Source organism: Niveibacterium terrae, from assembly GCF_048213115.1.
In the GTDB taxonomy this organism is placed as follows: domain Bacteria; phylum Pseudomonadota; class Gammaproteobacteria; order Burkholderiales; family Rhodocyclaceae; genus Niveibacterium; species Niveibacterium terrae.
Genome location: NZ_CP172404.1, coordinates 2,388,259 through 2,403,418 on the forward strand (window position 1 = coordinate 2,388,259; position 15,160 = coordinate 2,403,418).

General features: G+C 62.2%; 13 protein-coding genes and 1 CRISPR repeat array. Of the genes, 5 read left to right on the top strand and 8 right to left on the bottom strand.

The window, feature by feature from the left end:
- Positions 1-341: 341 nt before the first annotated feature.
- The gene (locus tag ACHFB9_RS11035) at positions 342-1,322 is read left to right on the top strand and encodes an IS1595 family transposase (RefSeq protein WP_417067145.1); all 981 of its coding nucleotides are present in this window, start codon (positions 342-344) and stop codon (positions 1,320-1,322) included.
- A gap of 236 nt (positions 1,323-1,558) precedes the next feature.
- Here the strand turns inward: ACHFB9_RS11035 and ACHFB9_RS11040 are convergent, their stop codons facing one another.
- Positions 1,559-1,678, bottom strand: coding sequence for a hypothetical protein (locus ACHFB9_RS11040; RefSeq protein WP_417067147.1), 120 nt, complete (start codon positions 1,676-1,678; stop codon positions 1,559-1,561).
- 100 nt (positions 1,679-1,778) lie between these two features.
- Positions 1,779-3,071: an MFS transporter gene (locus tag ACHFB9_RS11045; RefSeq protein ID WP_417067149.1), complete on the bottom strand. Its 1,293-nt coding sequence runs from the start codon at positions 3,069-3,071 to the stop codon at positions 1,779-1,781.
- 115 nt (positions 3,072-3,186) lie between these two features.
- On the opposite strand from ACHFB9_RS11045, the gene ACHFB9_RS11050 reads away from it, so the two are divergent.
- A complete protein-coding gene (locus ACHFB9_RS11050) occupies positions 3,187-3,996 on the top strand; it encodes an AraC family transcriptional regulator (RefSeq protein ID WP_417067151.1) in 810 nt (269 codons plus the stop codon).
- A gap of 15 nt (positions 3,997-4,011) precedes the next feature.
- On the opposite strand, the gene ACHFB9_RS11055 is transcribed toward ACHFB9_RS11050, so the two are convergent.
- Entirely contained in the window at positions 4,012-5,199 is a 1,188-nt protein-coding gene (locus ACHFB9_RS11055; RefSeq protein WP_417067152.1) for an arabinose transporter, read from the bottom strand.
- Between the two features lie 220 nt (positions 5,200-5,419).
- Here ACHFB9_RS11055 and ACHFB9_RS11060 point away from each other — a divergent pair, with 220 nt between their 5' ends.
- Entirely contained in the window at positions 5,420-6,100 is a 681-nt protein-coding gene (locus ACHFB9_RS11060) for a TetR family transcriptional regulator (RefSeq protein ID WP_417067154.1), read from the top strand.
- Positions 6,101-6,205: 105 nt separating this feature from the next.
- Here ACHFB9_RS11060 and ACHFB9_RS11065 read toward each other — a convergent pair whose 3' ends face one another.
- The 5 genes from ACHFB9_RS11065 to csy1 form a co-directional block, all read right to left on the bottom strand.
- Positions 6,206-6,634, bottom strand: a complete 429-nt coding sequence (locus ACHFB9_RS11065) for a hypothetical protein (RefSeq protein WP_417067156.1) — start codon at positions 6,632-6,634, stop codon at positions 6,206-6,208.
- Positions 6,635-7,067: 433 nt separating this feature from the next.
- A CRISPR array of direct repeats spans positions 7,068-10,456; the repeat unit is 28 nt; unit sequence TTTCTGAGCTGCCTATCCGGCAGTGAGC.
- Between the two features lie 131 nt (positions 10,457-10,587).
- Positions 10,588-11,151 carry a type I-F CRISPR-associated endoribonuclease Cas6/Csy4 gene (cas6f, locus tag ACHFB9_RS11070; RefSeq protein WP_417067157.1) on the bottom strand — a complete coding sequence of 188 codons (564 nt, stop codon included), beginning with the start codon at positions 11,149-11,151 and terminating at the stop codon, positions 10,588-10,590.
- Position 11,152: 1 nt separating this feature from the next.
- The gene (gene csy3, locus ACHFB9_RS11075) at positions 11,153-12,178 is read right to left on the bottom strand and encodes a type I-F CRISPR-associated protein Csy3 (protein ID WP_417067158.1); all 1,026 of its coding nucleotides are present in this window, start codon (positions 12,176-12,178) and stop codon (positions 11,153-11,155) included.
- Positions 12,179-12,197: 19 nt separating this feature from the next.
- The gene (gene csy2 / locus ACHFB9_RS11080) at positions 12,198-13,196 is read right to left on the bottom strand and encodes a type I-F CRISPR-associated protein Csy2 (RefSeq protein WP_417067160.1); all 999 of its coding nucleotides are present in this window, start codon (positions 13,194-13,196) and stop codon (positions 12,198-12,200) included.
- Entirely contained in the window at positions 13,196-14,593 is a 1,398-nt protein-coding gene (gene csy1, locus ACHFB9_RS11085; protein WP_417067161.1) for a type I-F CRISPR-associated protein Csy1, read from the bottom strand. Before csy1 ends, csy2 begins: the two co-directional genes overlap by 1 nt.
- Positions 14,594-14,649: 56 nt before the next feature.
- Between csy1 and ACHFB9_RS11090 the strand changes: the two genes are divergently transcribed.
- Together ACHFB9_RS11090 and ACHFB9_RS11095 are read left to right on the top strand one after the other, a co-directional pair.
- Positions 14,650-14,892 carry a type II toxin-antitoxin system Phd/YefM family antitoxin gene (locus ACHFB9_RS11090; RefSeq protein WP_417067163.1) on the top strand — a complete coding sequence of 81 codons (243 nt, stop codon included), beginning with the start codon at positions 14,650-14,652 and terminating at the stop codon, positions 14,890-14,892.
- Positions 14,889-15,152 carry a Txe/YoeB family addiction module toxin gene (locus ACHFB9_RS11095; protein ID WP_417067164.1) on the top strand — a complete coding sequence of 88 codons (264 nt, stop codon included), beginning with the start codon at positions 14,889-14,891 and terminating at the stop codon, positions 15,150-15,152. The genes ACHFB9_RS11090 and ACHFB9_RS11095 overlap by 4 nt, the downstream gene beginning before the upstream one ends.
- Positions 15,153-15,160 lie beyond the last annotated feature (8 nt).

Here is a 15,160-nt window from a genome sequence, read left to right on the forward strand (position 1 = left end):
TGCGCCAGAACACATATCTCCGAGCCTTTTACCAGTCCAATCGCATAGCGTTTGGTGCAACGGAACCCAAAGAGCCGCGTCGGACAGCACCCAGACAAATCAAGCCACCTTCATTGGGTCGAGTTTCAGAATACGGTTCACGCTCCCCCTGCGAAGTTACAGGTAAGGGAATTCCTTGCCTTCAAGGGACAAGCGATTGAAGCAAGCCGCTCTCGCCAGAGCCGGGGCCTTACTCCGTTAGCACATCAAAGGCGCTGATCTATCAAAAACAAGGCTATGTCCCCGAAGTGTGTTGCGGGGCAGGCTATGCTGAAGGCATCCGCCTCAACCGGAGTTGGATCATGGATGCCCAAGCCTTTCGTCACTGGCTCAAACAAGCCTCCGAACTGACGCCCAGCCAGAAACAGAGCCTGCTCCGGATGCTCGCACTCCCCACGAGCCCGCTCGGCAAGGGCTCGGCTGCGGCGCCGCCCGAGCTTCCGGATCTGCCCGACTGTCCCCACTGCCATGCCGAGGCGGGCAATCTCAGGCCTTGGGGATTCACGCGTGGCCTGGCGCGCTACCGTTGCCAATGCTGCCGGCGAACCTGCACCGCGCTGACGGGCTCTTCTCTGGCGCGGCTCCAGCACCCGGACCAATGGAGCGCTTACGCCCAGGCCTTGATCGACGGTCTGTCCGTGCGCGCAGCCGCCCAGATCTGCGGCCTCAGCAAGAACACGTCCTTCCTCTGGCGGCATCGCTTCCTGGCGCTGATCGCCGAACACCGCGATGAGCATGAAGCCGGGATCGTCGAGGCGGGTGAAACCTTCTTTCGCGAATCCTTCAAGGGGCAGCGGCACATCCCGCGCCCGGCGCGCCAGCGCGGCGGGCTAGGCAGGGCGCCGGACACGGACGCCGCGCAGATTCCGGTGCTGGTGGTTCGCGACCGCTCGGGGCATACGGCGGACTTCAAACTGGACAGGCTCGATGCGGCGCAGCTCGCTGAGCGGCTCAAACCGCTGGTGTATGCCGATGTGCTGCTGTGCACCGATGACGCAGCCGCCTATGCCGATTTCGCCCGCGCGGCACAGCTCACGCACGTCGCGGTGCGGGAGCCGCCCGGGCGACGCAGCCAGGGCGGCGCGTATCACATCCAGAACGTCAGCGCCTATCACGGCCGCCTCCAGAGCTGGATGGCACGCTTCCATGGCGTGGCCACGCGCTACCTGGACAACTATCTGGGCTGGCGCCGCATGCTCGAGCGTTACGGCGACTCGATCACCCCGCAACACTGCCTCGACGAGGCGCTCGGCAGAGGTTTGCAACATGGATTGGGGACATAGCCATACGTTTCACCGTTTCACCTGATCCTTGAGACCACAAAGTCCGCAGCCCCCGACGATCGCGAAGCCAACTCACCCTCACGCTTAGGGCATTCTGTGCCCATCCGCACTGTCGGCAGCTTGATCGAGAGGACAGAAGCGGACGACCGGGTACGCCGGAAGAGCGAGGACTCGCGGCTTCGCAAGCGGGGCGGACCCCGCAGCCCCGTGAGCTCAAACCACTCGGCGCATGGTGGTCACGACAGCCGCCCGTAGCAGAGCACTTCGATCGCCCCGCACCGAGGCTCGACCGTTGAAGCCTCGCTGCGGAGCCCGACGATCGCGTCCGCGCCCGGCGCCGTCGCGTGCTCAAGCATGTCTTGACAGGACTCCCCTCACATCGTGTGGATAAGCCCCGATCCTCCCTGGAAAGTCCGGGAAAACGTCGACGAACTCAGGCCGCCGACCGCATCCCGCTCAAGAGGCTTCGAGTTCCTGCCGCAATCCCGCGCTGCGCGCCAGCTCCCAGACCAGCAGACAGAGCACGCTGAAAACCGCACCGGCGAGCGCGACGCCCGACCAGCCGCCCCGCGAATACGCGAAGGCCGAGACAAAGGAACCCAGCGCACCGCCAGCGAAATAGCAGCTCATGTAGGCGGCGGTCAGTCGACTGCGCGCCTCGGGTCGGATGCGATAGATCGCCCCCTGATTGCTGACGTGGATCATCAGCACCGCCATGTCCAGAAGCAGGATGCCGAGGATCAGCAAGCTCAGGGAATGCGCGCCGGCCAGCAGGGGCCACCAGGAGAGCAGCAGCGCAAGGCAGCCCAGCCGGGTCGCGCTCTTCCCCTGACCGCGATCGCTCATCCGGCCAGCCAGGCTCGCAGCGACGACGCCGGCCGCGCCGGCGAGCCCGAACAAGCCTATCGTGCCGGTCGCAAACCGGAAGGGCGGTGCGGCCAACATGAAGGCGAGCGAAGTCCACAGCACGCTGAACGACGCGAAGGACAACGCGCCCAGCGCGGCGCGCAAACGCAGCTCGCCCTCCTCGCGCAGCAGCACGAAGACAGAGGCCAAGAGCTGCGGATAGGACAGGCGATGCGCCGGCCTCTGCCCGGGCAGACGGCGTACCAGGATCACCGCGAGCAGCACCAGAGCCAAGGCTCCGGCCCAGTAGACGGTGCGCCAGCCGCCCAGGCCGGCCAGAGCACCGGCGGCCGTGCGCGCGAGCAGCACGCCCAGCAGCAGGCCGCTCATGATTGTGCCGACGACGCTGCCGCGCTTGCCGGGCGCCGCCAGAGTCGCCGCAACCGGGATCAGGATCTGGGCGAGCACCGAACAGAGGCCGGCCAAGGCCGTGCCCACAAGGATTCCACCCAGACCGGGCGAGAGCGCGGTCAGCAACAGCCCCAGAGCGGTCAGCAAGGACACGCCGACAACGAGGCGGCGGGGCTCGATCAGGTCGCCCAGCGGCACGATCAACAGCAGGCCCAGCGCATAGCCGAGCTGGGCGGTCGTCACGATGGCCCCCGCCTGAGCGACCGAGACGCCGATCTCGTGCGCCAGTTCGGGCAGCAGAGGCTGAGCGTAGTAGTCGGAGGCAACGGCCACCCCGGCCGCGACCGCCATCAGCCGCACCAGGGCCGGGCTCAGGCCGCCTCCGGCAAGGCCGGCTGGCGCGCACTTAGGCTCAGCCCCCTCGACGGGGACTGCTTGATGGCCAGGATTTGGCGCGGCGGCTCCGCGCAGTTGGACTGCATCGCGACTCATCGGACCTCCCGTATCGAAAGGAGGCATTGTGTCGGGCGTCCGATCGACCGTCTGGCGCGCATCTGCCAGAATGCGTCGAGCAGATGACAGCCTGTCAGAGCGCAGCGGAGGAAGAATGCTCAGGATCGCGCAAACCGACTGGCGCCCGGCCCAAGCCTCGGCGCTGACCGAGCTGCCGCGCCCCATCCACTTTCGCGCCTATGAACTCGCCCGAGGCACCCACGTCGAGGCTCACACCCACCCCTGGTGCCACTTCCTCTACGCGCGCTCGGGCGTGATGCAGATCCGCGCTGGCGCTTCGCGCTCGCTGCTGCCTCCCTTCCACGGCATGTGGATTCCGGCCGGCACCGCGCACGAAGCCTGGATTCTCGAGGACGTCGCACTCGAAAGCCTGTTCATAGATCCCCAGCAGCTCGAAGCCCCCCGTCAGGGCTGTCAGGTCGTGCAGATCGACGAGTTCGCTCGCGCCTTCATCCACCATGCGAACCGCGTCACCCCCGAGCACTACGACGCCCAGGGCCGGGAGGGCCGGATGCTCGCGGTGCTGCTCGACGTGCTCGAAGCGCTTCCGGCGACCGCGTTCAGCCTGCCCTGCCCGTCCGAGCCGCGGCTCGCCGCGATGTGCGACGCGATCCAGCGAAGCCCGGGTGACGCGCACCGCCAGAAGGACTGGGCGGACGCGCTGCACATGTCACCGCGCACGTTCGCCCGCCGCTTCCAGGATGAGACCGGCCTCACTTTCAGCCAGTGGCGGCAACGCCTGCGCCTGCAGCAGGCGGTCGTGCTGCTCGAGTCGGGCCAGGGCGTGACCCAGGCCGCGCTCGAACTCGGCTACAACAGCCCTTCCGCCTTCACCCACGCCTTCGCAACGCTGTTCGGCATGACGCCGAGCCAGTTCCTGCAGAAGCAGAACGATGACGCCTGAGCCGGATCGCCCGGATCAGGCCATCACTCTGTCCGGCTGGCGACACAGGATCACTACGATCAGCAGCGCGGCAGCGGCCCCCACGCCTCCGGCCATGAAGACGCTTCGATAACCGATACGGTCGGCCAGCAGGCCGGCGAGCGGACCGGTCAAGCCATAGGCGAGATCCTGGAATGCGGTGAAGCTTCCCAGCGCAGCACCGCGCAGCAAGGGCGACACGCACTGCACGACCTCTCGCCCCATCGCCGGGAAGATCAGCGAGCAGCCCAGCCCGGTCAGGAATGCGCCCAGCAGCGCCAGCTCGGGCGACCCCGCCCCCCAGATCAAGGCCTGACCGATGGCCTCGACCGCGAGCGAGACGAGCGCAACCCTCAGCCCACCCAACTGATCGGGCAGATGGCCAAGGAAGAGGCGAACCAACACGAAACCGATCCCGAATGCCGTCAGCCCCAGGCCGGCATGGGACCAGCCCTGGCGATGGAAATGCAGAGCGAAGAAGGCTCCGATCGCGGCGAAGCCTATGCCCTGAAGACAGACGATCAGGCCATGCCGCCAAATCTGGCCGAGGACCGCTGACGATGAAGGGCGCTGGACATTGGGGTGTGTATCGACAGCGGGCAATGACCCGGAGAAGAGCAGACCGAGGCCGGAGATCAGAGCGCATGCGAGCATGGTTCCGGAAAAACCCCAGCGCTCGAACAGTGCCAAGCCGATCGGCCCTCCGACCGCGAGGGCACCGTAGATGGCCGCGCCGACCAAGGCCAGGACCCGCCCCGAGTTGGCGGCCCCGACAAGGCCAATCCCCCAGGCGATCACGCCCACGGCGACCAGGCTCTCGCCCAGGCCCAGGCACAGGCGCCCGGCGATCAGCACGAGGTAGGCGAGCGCATGCGAATCGGCGATCAGCCCAGAGAGCGCCGAGATCAGCGATCCGGCGGCATAGAGCGTCAGACCGCGGATCGTGCCCAGCCGGGCGCCACACCGATCGGCCAGACTTCCGGCCAAGCCGCGCGTCGCGATGGTCACGAAGAAGACCGCGCCGACAGCCAGTCCCGCCCAGGCGTTGCCGAGACCCAGCCGCGCACTGACGAATAAGGGGACGACCGGCAGCGAGAGGCCGATGCACAGGTAAGAAAAGAAGAGGATTGCGGTCAGCCGCAACAGGCTGGCTTGCGATCCATCGGGGGACAGTTGAAAAGTCATGAAAGAGCTCCAGGGGTTTTCCGAACGAGCCCGGTTCGATGAATCCGGGCAGGCGACGGCTCTGGCGTTGCTTGACGTGAACGCTTACGGCCGAAGGCTTAAGCAAGGGCTGGGCTTCGCGCGATCGCGAAAGTTCGCAGGCCAGGCTTGAACGCGAAATTGCGCCGGATCAGAATACGAACAATCCTTCACGTTTTCTATTCGCATTCGGAGGCCCAACTTGGCGGAGCGGAAGAACCCACGCATCAGCTCGCGAAAGCAGCCGAAACAGGCGCGTTCGAACGCGCTCGTCTCCTCTATCCTCGAGGCAGCCCTTCAGGTTCTGGCCAAGGAAGGCGCACCGCGTTTCACGACCTCGCGAGTCGCCGAGCGGGCCGGAGTGAGCGTGGGCTCGATCTACCAGTACTTCCCGAACAAAGCAGCGATCCTGTTCCGGCTGCAGAGCGAGGAATGGCAGCGCACCGCCGGACTGCTCAGCCGGATCCTCGAAGAACGCGAGAAACCGCCGCTCGTGCGGCTTCGCGCGCTAGTCCACACCTTCATCCGCTCGGAATGCGAGGAAGCCGACATGCGCGTCGCGCTCCACGACGCGGCCCCGCTCTATCGGGACAGCCCGGAGGCCCACGAGGCGCGCTCGGCCTCGAGCAATGCGATGCTGCGCTTCATCGAGGAAGTGCTGCCCGAAACTCCCGGCGTGCAGCAAGTGCAGATCAGCGAAATCGTCAGCACGACGCTGGGCGCAGTCGGCAAACGCTTCTCGGAATCCCCGCGGACCGATCAGCAGATCGACTCCTACGCGGACGCAATGGCCGACATGCTCTGCGCCTATCTGGCAAGCCACGAAAATCCGGCGCGGAGAATCCGAACGTCACCCCGGCGCAAAGCAAAGACATGCGAATAAATAGGGGAAGGCCGAAAGGGGTAAAAGAAGCGCGGAGGGGAGAAAACGAAAGGGGCGAAGACAAGGCGGGTGAATTGCCTTGTTCCGCCCCGCGAGTCTCAGGAATCAGTGATGCTGGGTTTCCGTGCCACAGCACGCCCAGATTTTCCAGGAGTCACCTTCGCGGATCAGGTGGTAACTCTTGTCCAGCACCCAGCGGGTGCCATGATCGTCGCTGAGGAGCCAGCTCATCACGACCGTGAGTCGGTTCTTTCCGGTCCGCAGAATGATTTCGATCCGCGGATCGACTTTCTGCACGCCAAGTCCCCGGTAATAATCGAGAAGTCCATCCGTCGCCTGGATCAGGCCGGCCCTTTCAGAGTAAGACCAGACGAGCGAATCCCCGTCGAGTTCCACATAAAAAGGCATTGCAAAAAAGGAAACCACCGCTTCGGCATTCAGGCTGGAAAAAGCCTCGCCATATTCTCCGAGGAATTGCTCAATTTCCGCCCGGAGTTCTTTGCTCACGCCCAGCTCGCTGTCGACCGAAATCACACCCGCCCCTTGTCCATTTATTCGCGCCACCGACACAGACCGCAGTCTGCGACAAAATGTTCATCATTTTACTATGCGGGGGAGCGCCGGCGTGCTGGCCGGGAAAGCGCCCTTTGTCAATTTTGTTTTCGCCTTCTCCCCCGTGCTACCGCCAGCCATTCTGGCACACAAAAGAGAACCAGATCGACGGTCGTGGTTCGCAAAAATGCGCACACCCCGTGCGCAGCCGCGAGATCCGAGCGCAGCCCGGGCGGCAGCGGAACGGAAGGCGGGTGTTCAGTCTGACGCGGATCCTGCCCCAAGCGGTGCGCTGAGCCCCGATTGACGGCCCGCCCCTCAGGCGCAATCGCGAAGACGAGGTTCAACTCTGGTCTCAGGAGCTCGACCTGAGCGGGATCCATGAAGGCATACCGATCGGGAATGCCTTGTCCGATTTCTGAGCTGCCTATCCGGCAGTTAGCTTTCACTGCGCTCCACGCTGCATCGATGACGCTTTCTGAGCTGCCTATCCGGCAGTGAGCTTGCGGGGTGGCACTGATCCCGCGCTTGCACATTTCTGAGCTGCCTATCCGGCAGTGAGCGCGGGATGGAATTTTTCGCTGGGTGCCGGCCATTTCTGAGCTGCCTATCCGGCAGTGAGCAGCACGACTTCGAGCGCCGGCGGATCGACGCTTTTCTGAGCTGCCTATCCGGCAGTGAGCAGCTCCCAGTCTTGGGGCTGAGGCAACCAGCTTTTCTGAGCTGCCTATCCGGCAGAGAGCCGCGGCAAACGTCACTCGCTGGGGGTTTTCAATTTCTGAGCTGCCTATCCGGCAGTGAGCGAAAGGCAAGCTCGTGGTTGTGGCCACAGCCCTTTCTGAGCTGCCTATCCGGCTGTGAGCGCCAGTAGACGTGCCCGAAAAGCCGTCCTCGTTTTCTGAGCTGCCTATCCGGCAGTGAGCGCGGTCAGCTCGGCCACGCGGTCGGGCTGCGGTTTCTGAGCTGCCTATCCGGCAGTGAGCGCGGTGGCGAATATGCGCTGCGGGATGCCGCATTTCTGAGCTGCCTATCCGGCAGAGAGCTGATGTTGGCCACCAATCCCGCCGCTTGGGCCTTTCTGAGCTGCCTATCCGGCAGTGAGCGAAATGTGCATCTGAGCTACGTGCACGGGCATTTTCTGAGCTGCCTATCCGGCAGTGAGTGGTCGGAAGGCAAGCTCAAGATCATCCCCTATTTTCTGAGCTGCCTATCCGGCAGTGAGCGAAAGGCAAGCTCGTGGTTGTGGCCACAGCCTTTTCTGAGCTGCCTATCCGGCAGTGAGCGTGGTGCCGTCCTCGTTCTTGACGATTACGTTTTTCTGAGCTGCCTATCCGGCAGTGAGCGCGAGGCCGACGCCCTCAATATCGATCCGGCATTTCTGAGCTGCCTATCCGGCAGTGAGCTCGGCCATGCAGCGGATCCAGCGCAAGATCGATTTCTGAGCTGCCTATCCGGCAGTGAGCTGGAAGGAGTTCCCTCCCGCCGCGCTCTCGCTTTTCTGAGCTGCCTATCCGGCAGTGAGCACGTATCGCAAACCTCCGAAGGCTTCCGGTGATTTCTGAGCTGCCTATCCGGCAGTGAGCCAGGTTCGGACTGGCGATGTTCCGAAGCAGCATTTCTGAGCTGCCTATCCGGCAGTGAGCCCAAGCAGATGGCGCGCTGGGATTCGACCCAGTTTCTGAGCTGCCTATCCGGCAGTGAGCTTTGTCGGTCTCACGCTCCGTGTTCATGTCCCTTTCTGAGCTGCCTATCCGGCAGTGAGCGCGGGCTTCGAGCGCACCGGCATGGCCGGCATTTTCTGAGCTGCCTATCCGGCAGTGAGCAGCTTCAAGCAGAAGAAGTCGCAGGGTACTTGTTTCTGAGCTGCCTATCCGGCAGTGAGCGTCCACTTCATGGGCGTCTCTGCGGACTTTCATTTCTGAGCTGCCTATCCGGCAGTGAGCTTGTCGTGCTGGTCGTGACCGTGACCGTGGTCTTTCTGAGCTGCCTATCCGGCAGTGAGCAGTCGATCTGTGAAGGGCCGATCTACGGCATATTTCTGAGCTGCCTATCCGGCAGTGAGCATCAGATCTGGACCTCGGTGACCGATCACATGTTTCTGAGCTGCCTATCCGGCAGTGAGCGCCGCGGAGGACGGCCGCTGCAGAAGCCCTCTTTTCTGAGCTGCCTATCCGGCAGTGAGCTTAGCGGGAACTCTGGCCTGTGGTGGGACGACTTTCTGAGCTGCCTATCCGGCAGTGAGCCAGGTGCTGGACAAGCGCCCCGGAGAACTCTTTTTCTGAGCTGCCTATCCGGCAGTGAGCCCGGAAGACGAAGCCGCGACGGCGCTCGAACATTTCTGAGCTGCCTATCCGGCAGTGAGCTCTGCGTCTCCGACAGCGCGAACAAGCAACCATTTCTGAGCTGCCTATCCGGCAGTGAGCCAGACGAGCTCGGCATTGGTCGCATCGAGCAGTTTCTGAGCTGCCTATCCGGCAGTGAGCTTTACGCGATGGCGCAAGAATGTGCGCCACTGTTTCTGAGCTGCCTATCCGGCAGTGAGCGGAGTCCGGGAGCGTGCCGCGGATGTGCTCCAGTTTCTGAGCTGCCTATCCGGCAGTGAGCTTGATCTCTCGGTCAGCGGCGGCACGCTGACGTTTCTGAGCTGCCTATCCGGCAGTGAGCTGCCGAGCTCGTCTGGCACGCGACCGCTGCCGTTTCTGAGCTGCCTATCCGGCAGTGAGCCTGATCCAGTCCGTGCCACCAGAAGTCTGCTTTTTCTGAGCTGCCTATCCGGCAGTGAGCCCGTCGAGGCTCCGCTCTCGACCGTCTCCGCTTTTCTGAGCTGCCTATCCGGCAGTGAGCTGGCGGGCCTGGTGCTGGCTCGCCCGTTCACTTTTCTGAGCTGCCTATCCGGCAGTGAGCGGCGAAGCGAGCCACCACCTGATCCTGCGTGCTTTCTGAGCTGCCTATCCGGCAGTGAGCGACGGGACCATAAAATACGGCCTGCGCATACATTTCTGAGCTGCCTATCCGGCAGTGAGCTCCGGGTACTCCCTGATCCGTGCGGCGATGATTTTCTGAGCTGCCTATCCGGCAGTGAGCCAGGTCAGCGGCCATCTGTTCGGTCGGCGCCTTTTCTGAGCTGCCTATCCGGCAGTGAGCGTTGCCGTGGGGCGATGGTTGCTGTGCTGCTCTTTCTGAGCTGCCTATCCGGCAGTGAGCAGCGAGCTCTGCGAATGTGAAATCAGCATGGTTTTCTGAGCTGCCTATCCGGCAGTGAGCGCGGTGTTCCGCTATCCGTATGACCCTGCGCTTTTCTGAGCTGCCTATCCGGCAGTGAGCTTCAACTACTCGTCGGATCTGCGCGGCGGGAATTTCTGAGCTGCCTATCCGGCAGTGAGCTAATGCTGAAGGCTGGTACGACGAGTCTGGCGTTTCTGAGCTGCCTATCCGGCAGTGAGCCGCTCGATGCGTCGTGCCCTGCGTACCAGCTCTTTCTGAGCTGCCTATCCGGCAGTGAGCGTTTTGCCCTGCCACCCCCGACCCCCTGTGCTTTTCTGAGCTGCCTATCCGGCAGTGAGCCCTGACAGCTTGGCCGCGGCGACCCTTGCAGATTTCTGAGCTGCCTATCCGGCAGTGAGCCTTTTTCGTCCCCGAGGCCGCTCCGACGCGATTTTCTAAGCTGCCTATCCGGCAGTGAGCGGCGAACGTCGATTTTCCGGTTCCGCCCTTCTTTTCTGAGCTGCCTATCCGGCAGTGAGCGGAGCACTGCACTATTTGTGCCCCCTCAAATCTTTCTGAGCTGCCTATCCGGCAGTGAGCGAGATCATAACCAATCGTTAAGTTCTGATTTTTAAAGAAAAACAGCGCCTCGCCCTGGAGAAACCCAAACCCGAAGATCCGCTCGCAAGTTATTACAAATCAACACCTTACGAGCGGACCTCAAAAAAGGGTTAGAACCAGGGAATCGTTGCCGAAGCCCCCAACCCATAAGCGTTGAAAACTCCTGGAACAGGCTGATCCTGAACGGCAAGGTGTTCGACAAACAGCAGGAAGGGTTGCCCTGTGCTTTGGCTGCGCAGTGCCAGGAAGGGCAAATGAAGAGTTTTCTCCACGGAGTCTGGAATCCTCTCCAAGGCCTCTTCCTCCGTGCAGTTGTGGCGCTTGATGTATCGGCGCCGCAACCGTTGGGCATTGCTCTGAGCCTGGACTCGACGAACTACGCGATGGCCAACCTGTCCAGGCACTGGAAGCACTTCGCCAACCGCGACATGATCGGCAACCCCCAATAGCCAGTTAAGCTGGACAAGTTGCTGCAAGCGAGCTCGGCTGCCATGCACGCGCAGCACCTCCCCCAGCGAAGGAGCCTCCGCCCTGAAACGAGGAAAACTGATACCGATATCCTCGCTCTGTAGCGTAACCAGGGCTCGGTGCAATTTGCCCGCCAGTGCATTGAGCAGATGCGCGGTCGTGGTCTCCGTGTCGGGGCGCACACGAATGTCGAGATAGTGATCCATCTCAGTTTGCCTCGCCGAACACGCCGCCCCTGATCAGTACGGCCACGACAAAGTGTTGGTCGCCCGCTTCCGGCGCCTTGCCCTTAAGTACCCAGTTGTCGAGCAAAGAGTAGAAATCAGCCTTCTGCTTGGGCTGACGATAGGCCTTGCCTTGGTTGGTCACCGACCCGTAGGGCTCAACGGCAATCGGTCCCAGCTCAACGCCCTCTTCCACGGGATACCAGGTATCGATGGTGCGCAAGGCATTACCGATCTTCTGCGAGTGGATACCTGCCACTTTGTCGACTGAGTAGAGCGTCTTGCTCTTGTCACCGCGCCCACGATCGAGGATCAGCTCCTGCGAGGGGAAAACCTCCTGCCCTGCTCCCACACGGACGAAGGCGGTGATCTCCAGCAGTACATGCGCACTACCGTCCAGACCGGAGACGATCAGGGCTGACAACTCATCGAGCGCATCGCTGCCGGCATCAAAGCTGCGCAACGAAAGGGACAAGGAATCAAAGTTCCAGGTCTTGACGGCTTTTCCATCCTTGAGGTGGGCGATCTGAATTTCGACTTGCTCGGCGCCGATACGGTTGCGCCACAGGAATCGCCCATTGGCCAGATTGGCCGCGTAGCGCCGCGCGAGCTCGCCAAAACCATGCTGTTGCACATAGCCTTGCACCGTATCGAGCAAAGCCTTCTGGTATGCCGCATCGTTGCAGGCGGAAGGCTTGCCGGTTCCGGCCAGAACGCGCAACGTGAAGCGCACCTTCAGCGTATCGGCATCCGCGGGCAAAGCCGCAACATCGACTGTTTGCAGATTGGGGTTCTCGATCGCGGCATCGAGCTTGGCAGGATCCTGATCCTTGGTCTTGAGCCGATTAGAGATCGTGCCGCGCACGGACTTGGTGTTGATGCGCACCGGCAACCATTGAGCGTGCTGTTCGCGCGTGCCCCAATTGCCCGCATAGAACAAGGCGTCGGACGGGTCAAGTTTGCGTTCGAAGGCGAGGACGGAGGCGGTCTTGAGAGTGGTTTCAGCCATGATAAGAGCTCCTTGATATTCAGTTCGAATGAGTGGATTCGGCGGTAAGCGAATAGTCGTTGCGCACGCGATAGAGGCCGGCATCAGGATCGGCGTGGCTATACCACAGCAATTGTTGGATGCCTGTAAGCCGATGAGGTGCGACCCACTCGCCGAGGGAGTAGAGGCTTTCAACGAAACGAAACGACGTCGTCGCATCGCGCGCGTTGGCAATCGCACCAGGGGATTGCAGAGGCGATAGCGCCCCATATCCGACCGGAATGGGCACAAGCCAGCCTTTGCGGTCGTGATGCCACTCGATGTGTGTCGAGTGCAGCTCGCCGGTCTCCGAATCGCGAACCTCGACAGATTCCGGTTTCCAGTTGAAACGCGACAGATCCAGCCAGGCGTCCAGCGCGGAAGCTTTCGGCTGCTCGCCGCGCAGGCTCACCAAACGCTCCGCGACGAGATCATCCCGGCTGACCAACGCGAAACCCGGAAGCCAACTGCGGCGCAGCCGACGGAACAGCGCTGCCGCCTCGGCCCCTTCCTCCGGAATGACCAACATACTTGGCGCTCGTTGCCCCCCTGCGGCTGATGGCAGCACGCTACCCCCCGCAATGCGCATATGGGCAAGGGTTTCGGCCACCTCGCGGGCACAGGCATCGCGCGCTTCATCGGACTGATTGACGATGCCCCCGCTGATACCAAATACCAGCGTTATCTCCAGATGGATGCGCCCCTCTTCGACGATAGCGGCCGTGCTGCCGTCTTTGCCCACCGGATTGCGGGTCAGTCGAAAGGCGCGCGTGTAGCCGCTTTCGGTGACCAGTTCTTCATGGCGATGGCAGATCACGCCCACGCTATCGAAGCCGATCTCGAAGCGCCCCGCCAATTTGCGCTCCAACGCCCACATCAAACCGAGGAATGCGCTGATGGCCGGAAAACCGTGAGTCAGTGGACTGGAGATCGCGTTGGCGCTCTGCACACGCAGCCAGGGCAGGACGAGCAGGCCGGAGCTGGAAGGAAGAGATTCCATTACGATGCCCTCCTCGCCTGAATGTAAGTCGGCGCATCCATTTTTTTGCGCGTCTTGTGCAAACGGGCGGCCCATGTCTCATCGACGAGCAGCTCCTTGGCCCACTGGCGCTGCTCTATTTCGCCCAGAGGCAAGCGCTTATCCAGTTTCGAGTTGAGCCAACGCCCGAAACGCTGGCCTATCCCGGCAGGCCAGTCCATCCCTTGCCATTTGCTCTTGAAGTCTTCATCAGTTTCCGCCCGGAAGGGGTCGAGCCAAAGCTGCTCGGCTTCCTCCAGTTCGCAGTCCGGTTCAGCCGTCCAACCGGTCGGCAGCTCTTCCTGAAATTCGCGGGAAAAACAGACGAGTTCATCGAGCAGCACATCGAGATAGGCATCGCGCCGATCACGGGTTTCCAGCGTCGGCTCGGGATTGCTCTCAAGGAAAAGGCGCAGCTCCTTGATCGCCTCGCGCACCTGCTCGCGCTGGCCGAAACGAGGAAAAGCCGATTCCGTATGCCATAGCGCCCGAACCGCTCGGGACTTCCACTGTGGAGGGAGCGAGCCGAGCAGGTAGTTGTTGCCGCGCCGCTCGCTGTTGAGCTGGCTGATGTTCTGCGGCTTAGTCCCTCCGAGCTTCTGTACTGCCAGGTTCGGATACTCGGCAAAACCGACCGGATGATCTTCTTTGTCGCGACGCGCCTGCCGCGCGGCTTTGCCTGCCTCTCCGAAGCGATCCTCGTTGAGCGTCAGAAAGACTCGATGGGCCAAGGAACTCGCGTAGAGCGGAGCGAGCAGATGGTACTGGCTGTCCTGAAGCGGATCGTCGCCGACCAACCAGTAGAGTTGTTTGGCAAGAGTATGGCTCGCCGGATTGCCACGAGGTCGGATCAGACCGGTAAAGGCCTCAATCCATGCGGCGGCTTCGTCGGCATCATCGCTCAGCGCGGCAGCGAGGCTCGCGTCGCCCGCCAACATACCATCGAGCAAGCTACGCCCTTCAATTTCCAGGCGCAGGAACTTATAGACATCGAGCGCCGCGGCATTGCCCACGACATCGGCAGAAAAGTCCTGACCGAGAACATGGCTGCCCACTTCAACATGTTGGCGAAGAGAGGACGGAGCACAGTAGAGATTGGTGCCACGAGCATCGGGGTGGATGGGTTTGAGCGAATGGGTGACGGCCTGGATCTGGCCGACCCGGCGAGCGGCATCGGCCAACCAGGTGGCGCGTTCGAACAAGGAGGGCAGTTCGTCGCGCAAGGGATCGTCGTCGGGCAACTTTTCCCGCCTGGCGTCGAGCCGCTCCTTGAGGAAGCGCTCGATCAACACGCGGTAGGCCTCCCGACGATCGATGAATGGGTCGTTCATTGGAAATCCTTTGTCTTCGTATACTGAAAACGGAAACAGGCAGATCACTTGCCAAAAGCGTACGGATTAACGTACGATAGATGCTTACTCTATGGAGGCATGTCATGCCCTCTCTCTCTGCCAGCGAAGCCAGAGCCACCCTCTACCGCCTGATGGATGAGACGGCGGAGTCGCACGAGCCAATACTGATCTCGGGCAGGCGCCACAACGCCGTGCTGGTTTCCGAGGAAGACTGGTCGGCGATCCAGGAAACCCTGCTCCTGCTGTCGGTCCCAGGGATGCGAGAATCCATCCGGGACGGAATGGCCGAGCCCGCAAGCGAGTGCGCCAAGAGTCTCGACTGGTGAGCTGGGCGCTGGTTTTCACAAAGCAGGCCCAGAAGGACGCACGCAAGCTCGCTGCGACCGGGTTGAAGGGAAAGGCACAGATACTGCTGTCCATTCTCGAACACGACCCATTCCAGTCGCCCCCTCCCGTCGAAAAGCTGGTCGGAGATCTCGCGGGAGCGCTTTCGCGGCGCATCAACATCCAGCACCGCCTGGTCTATCAGGTACTCGAAGCCGAGCACACGGTAAAGGTTCTCCGCCTGTGGACACACTACGAGTAGATCGCAAC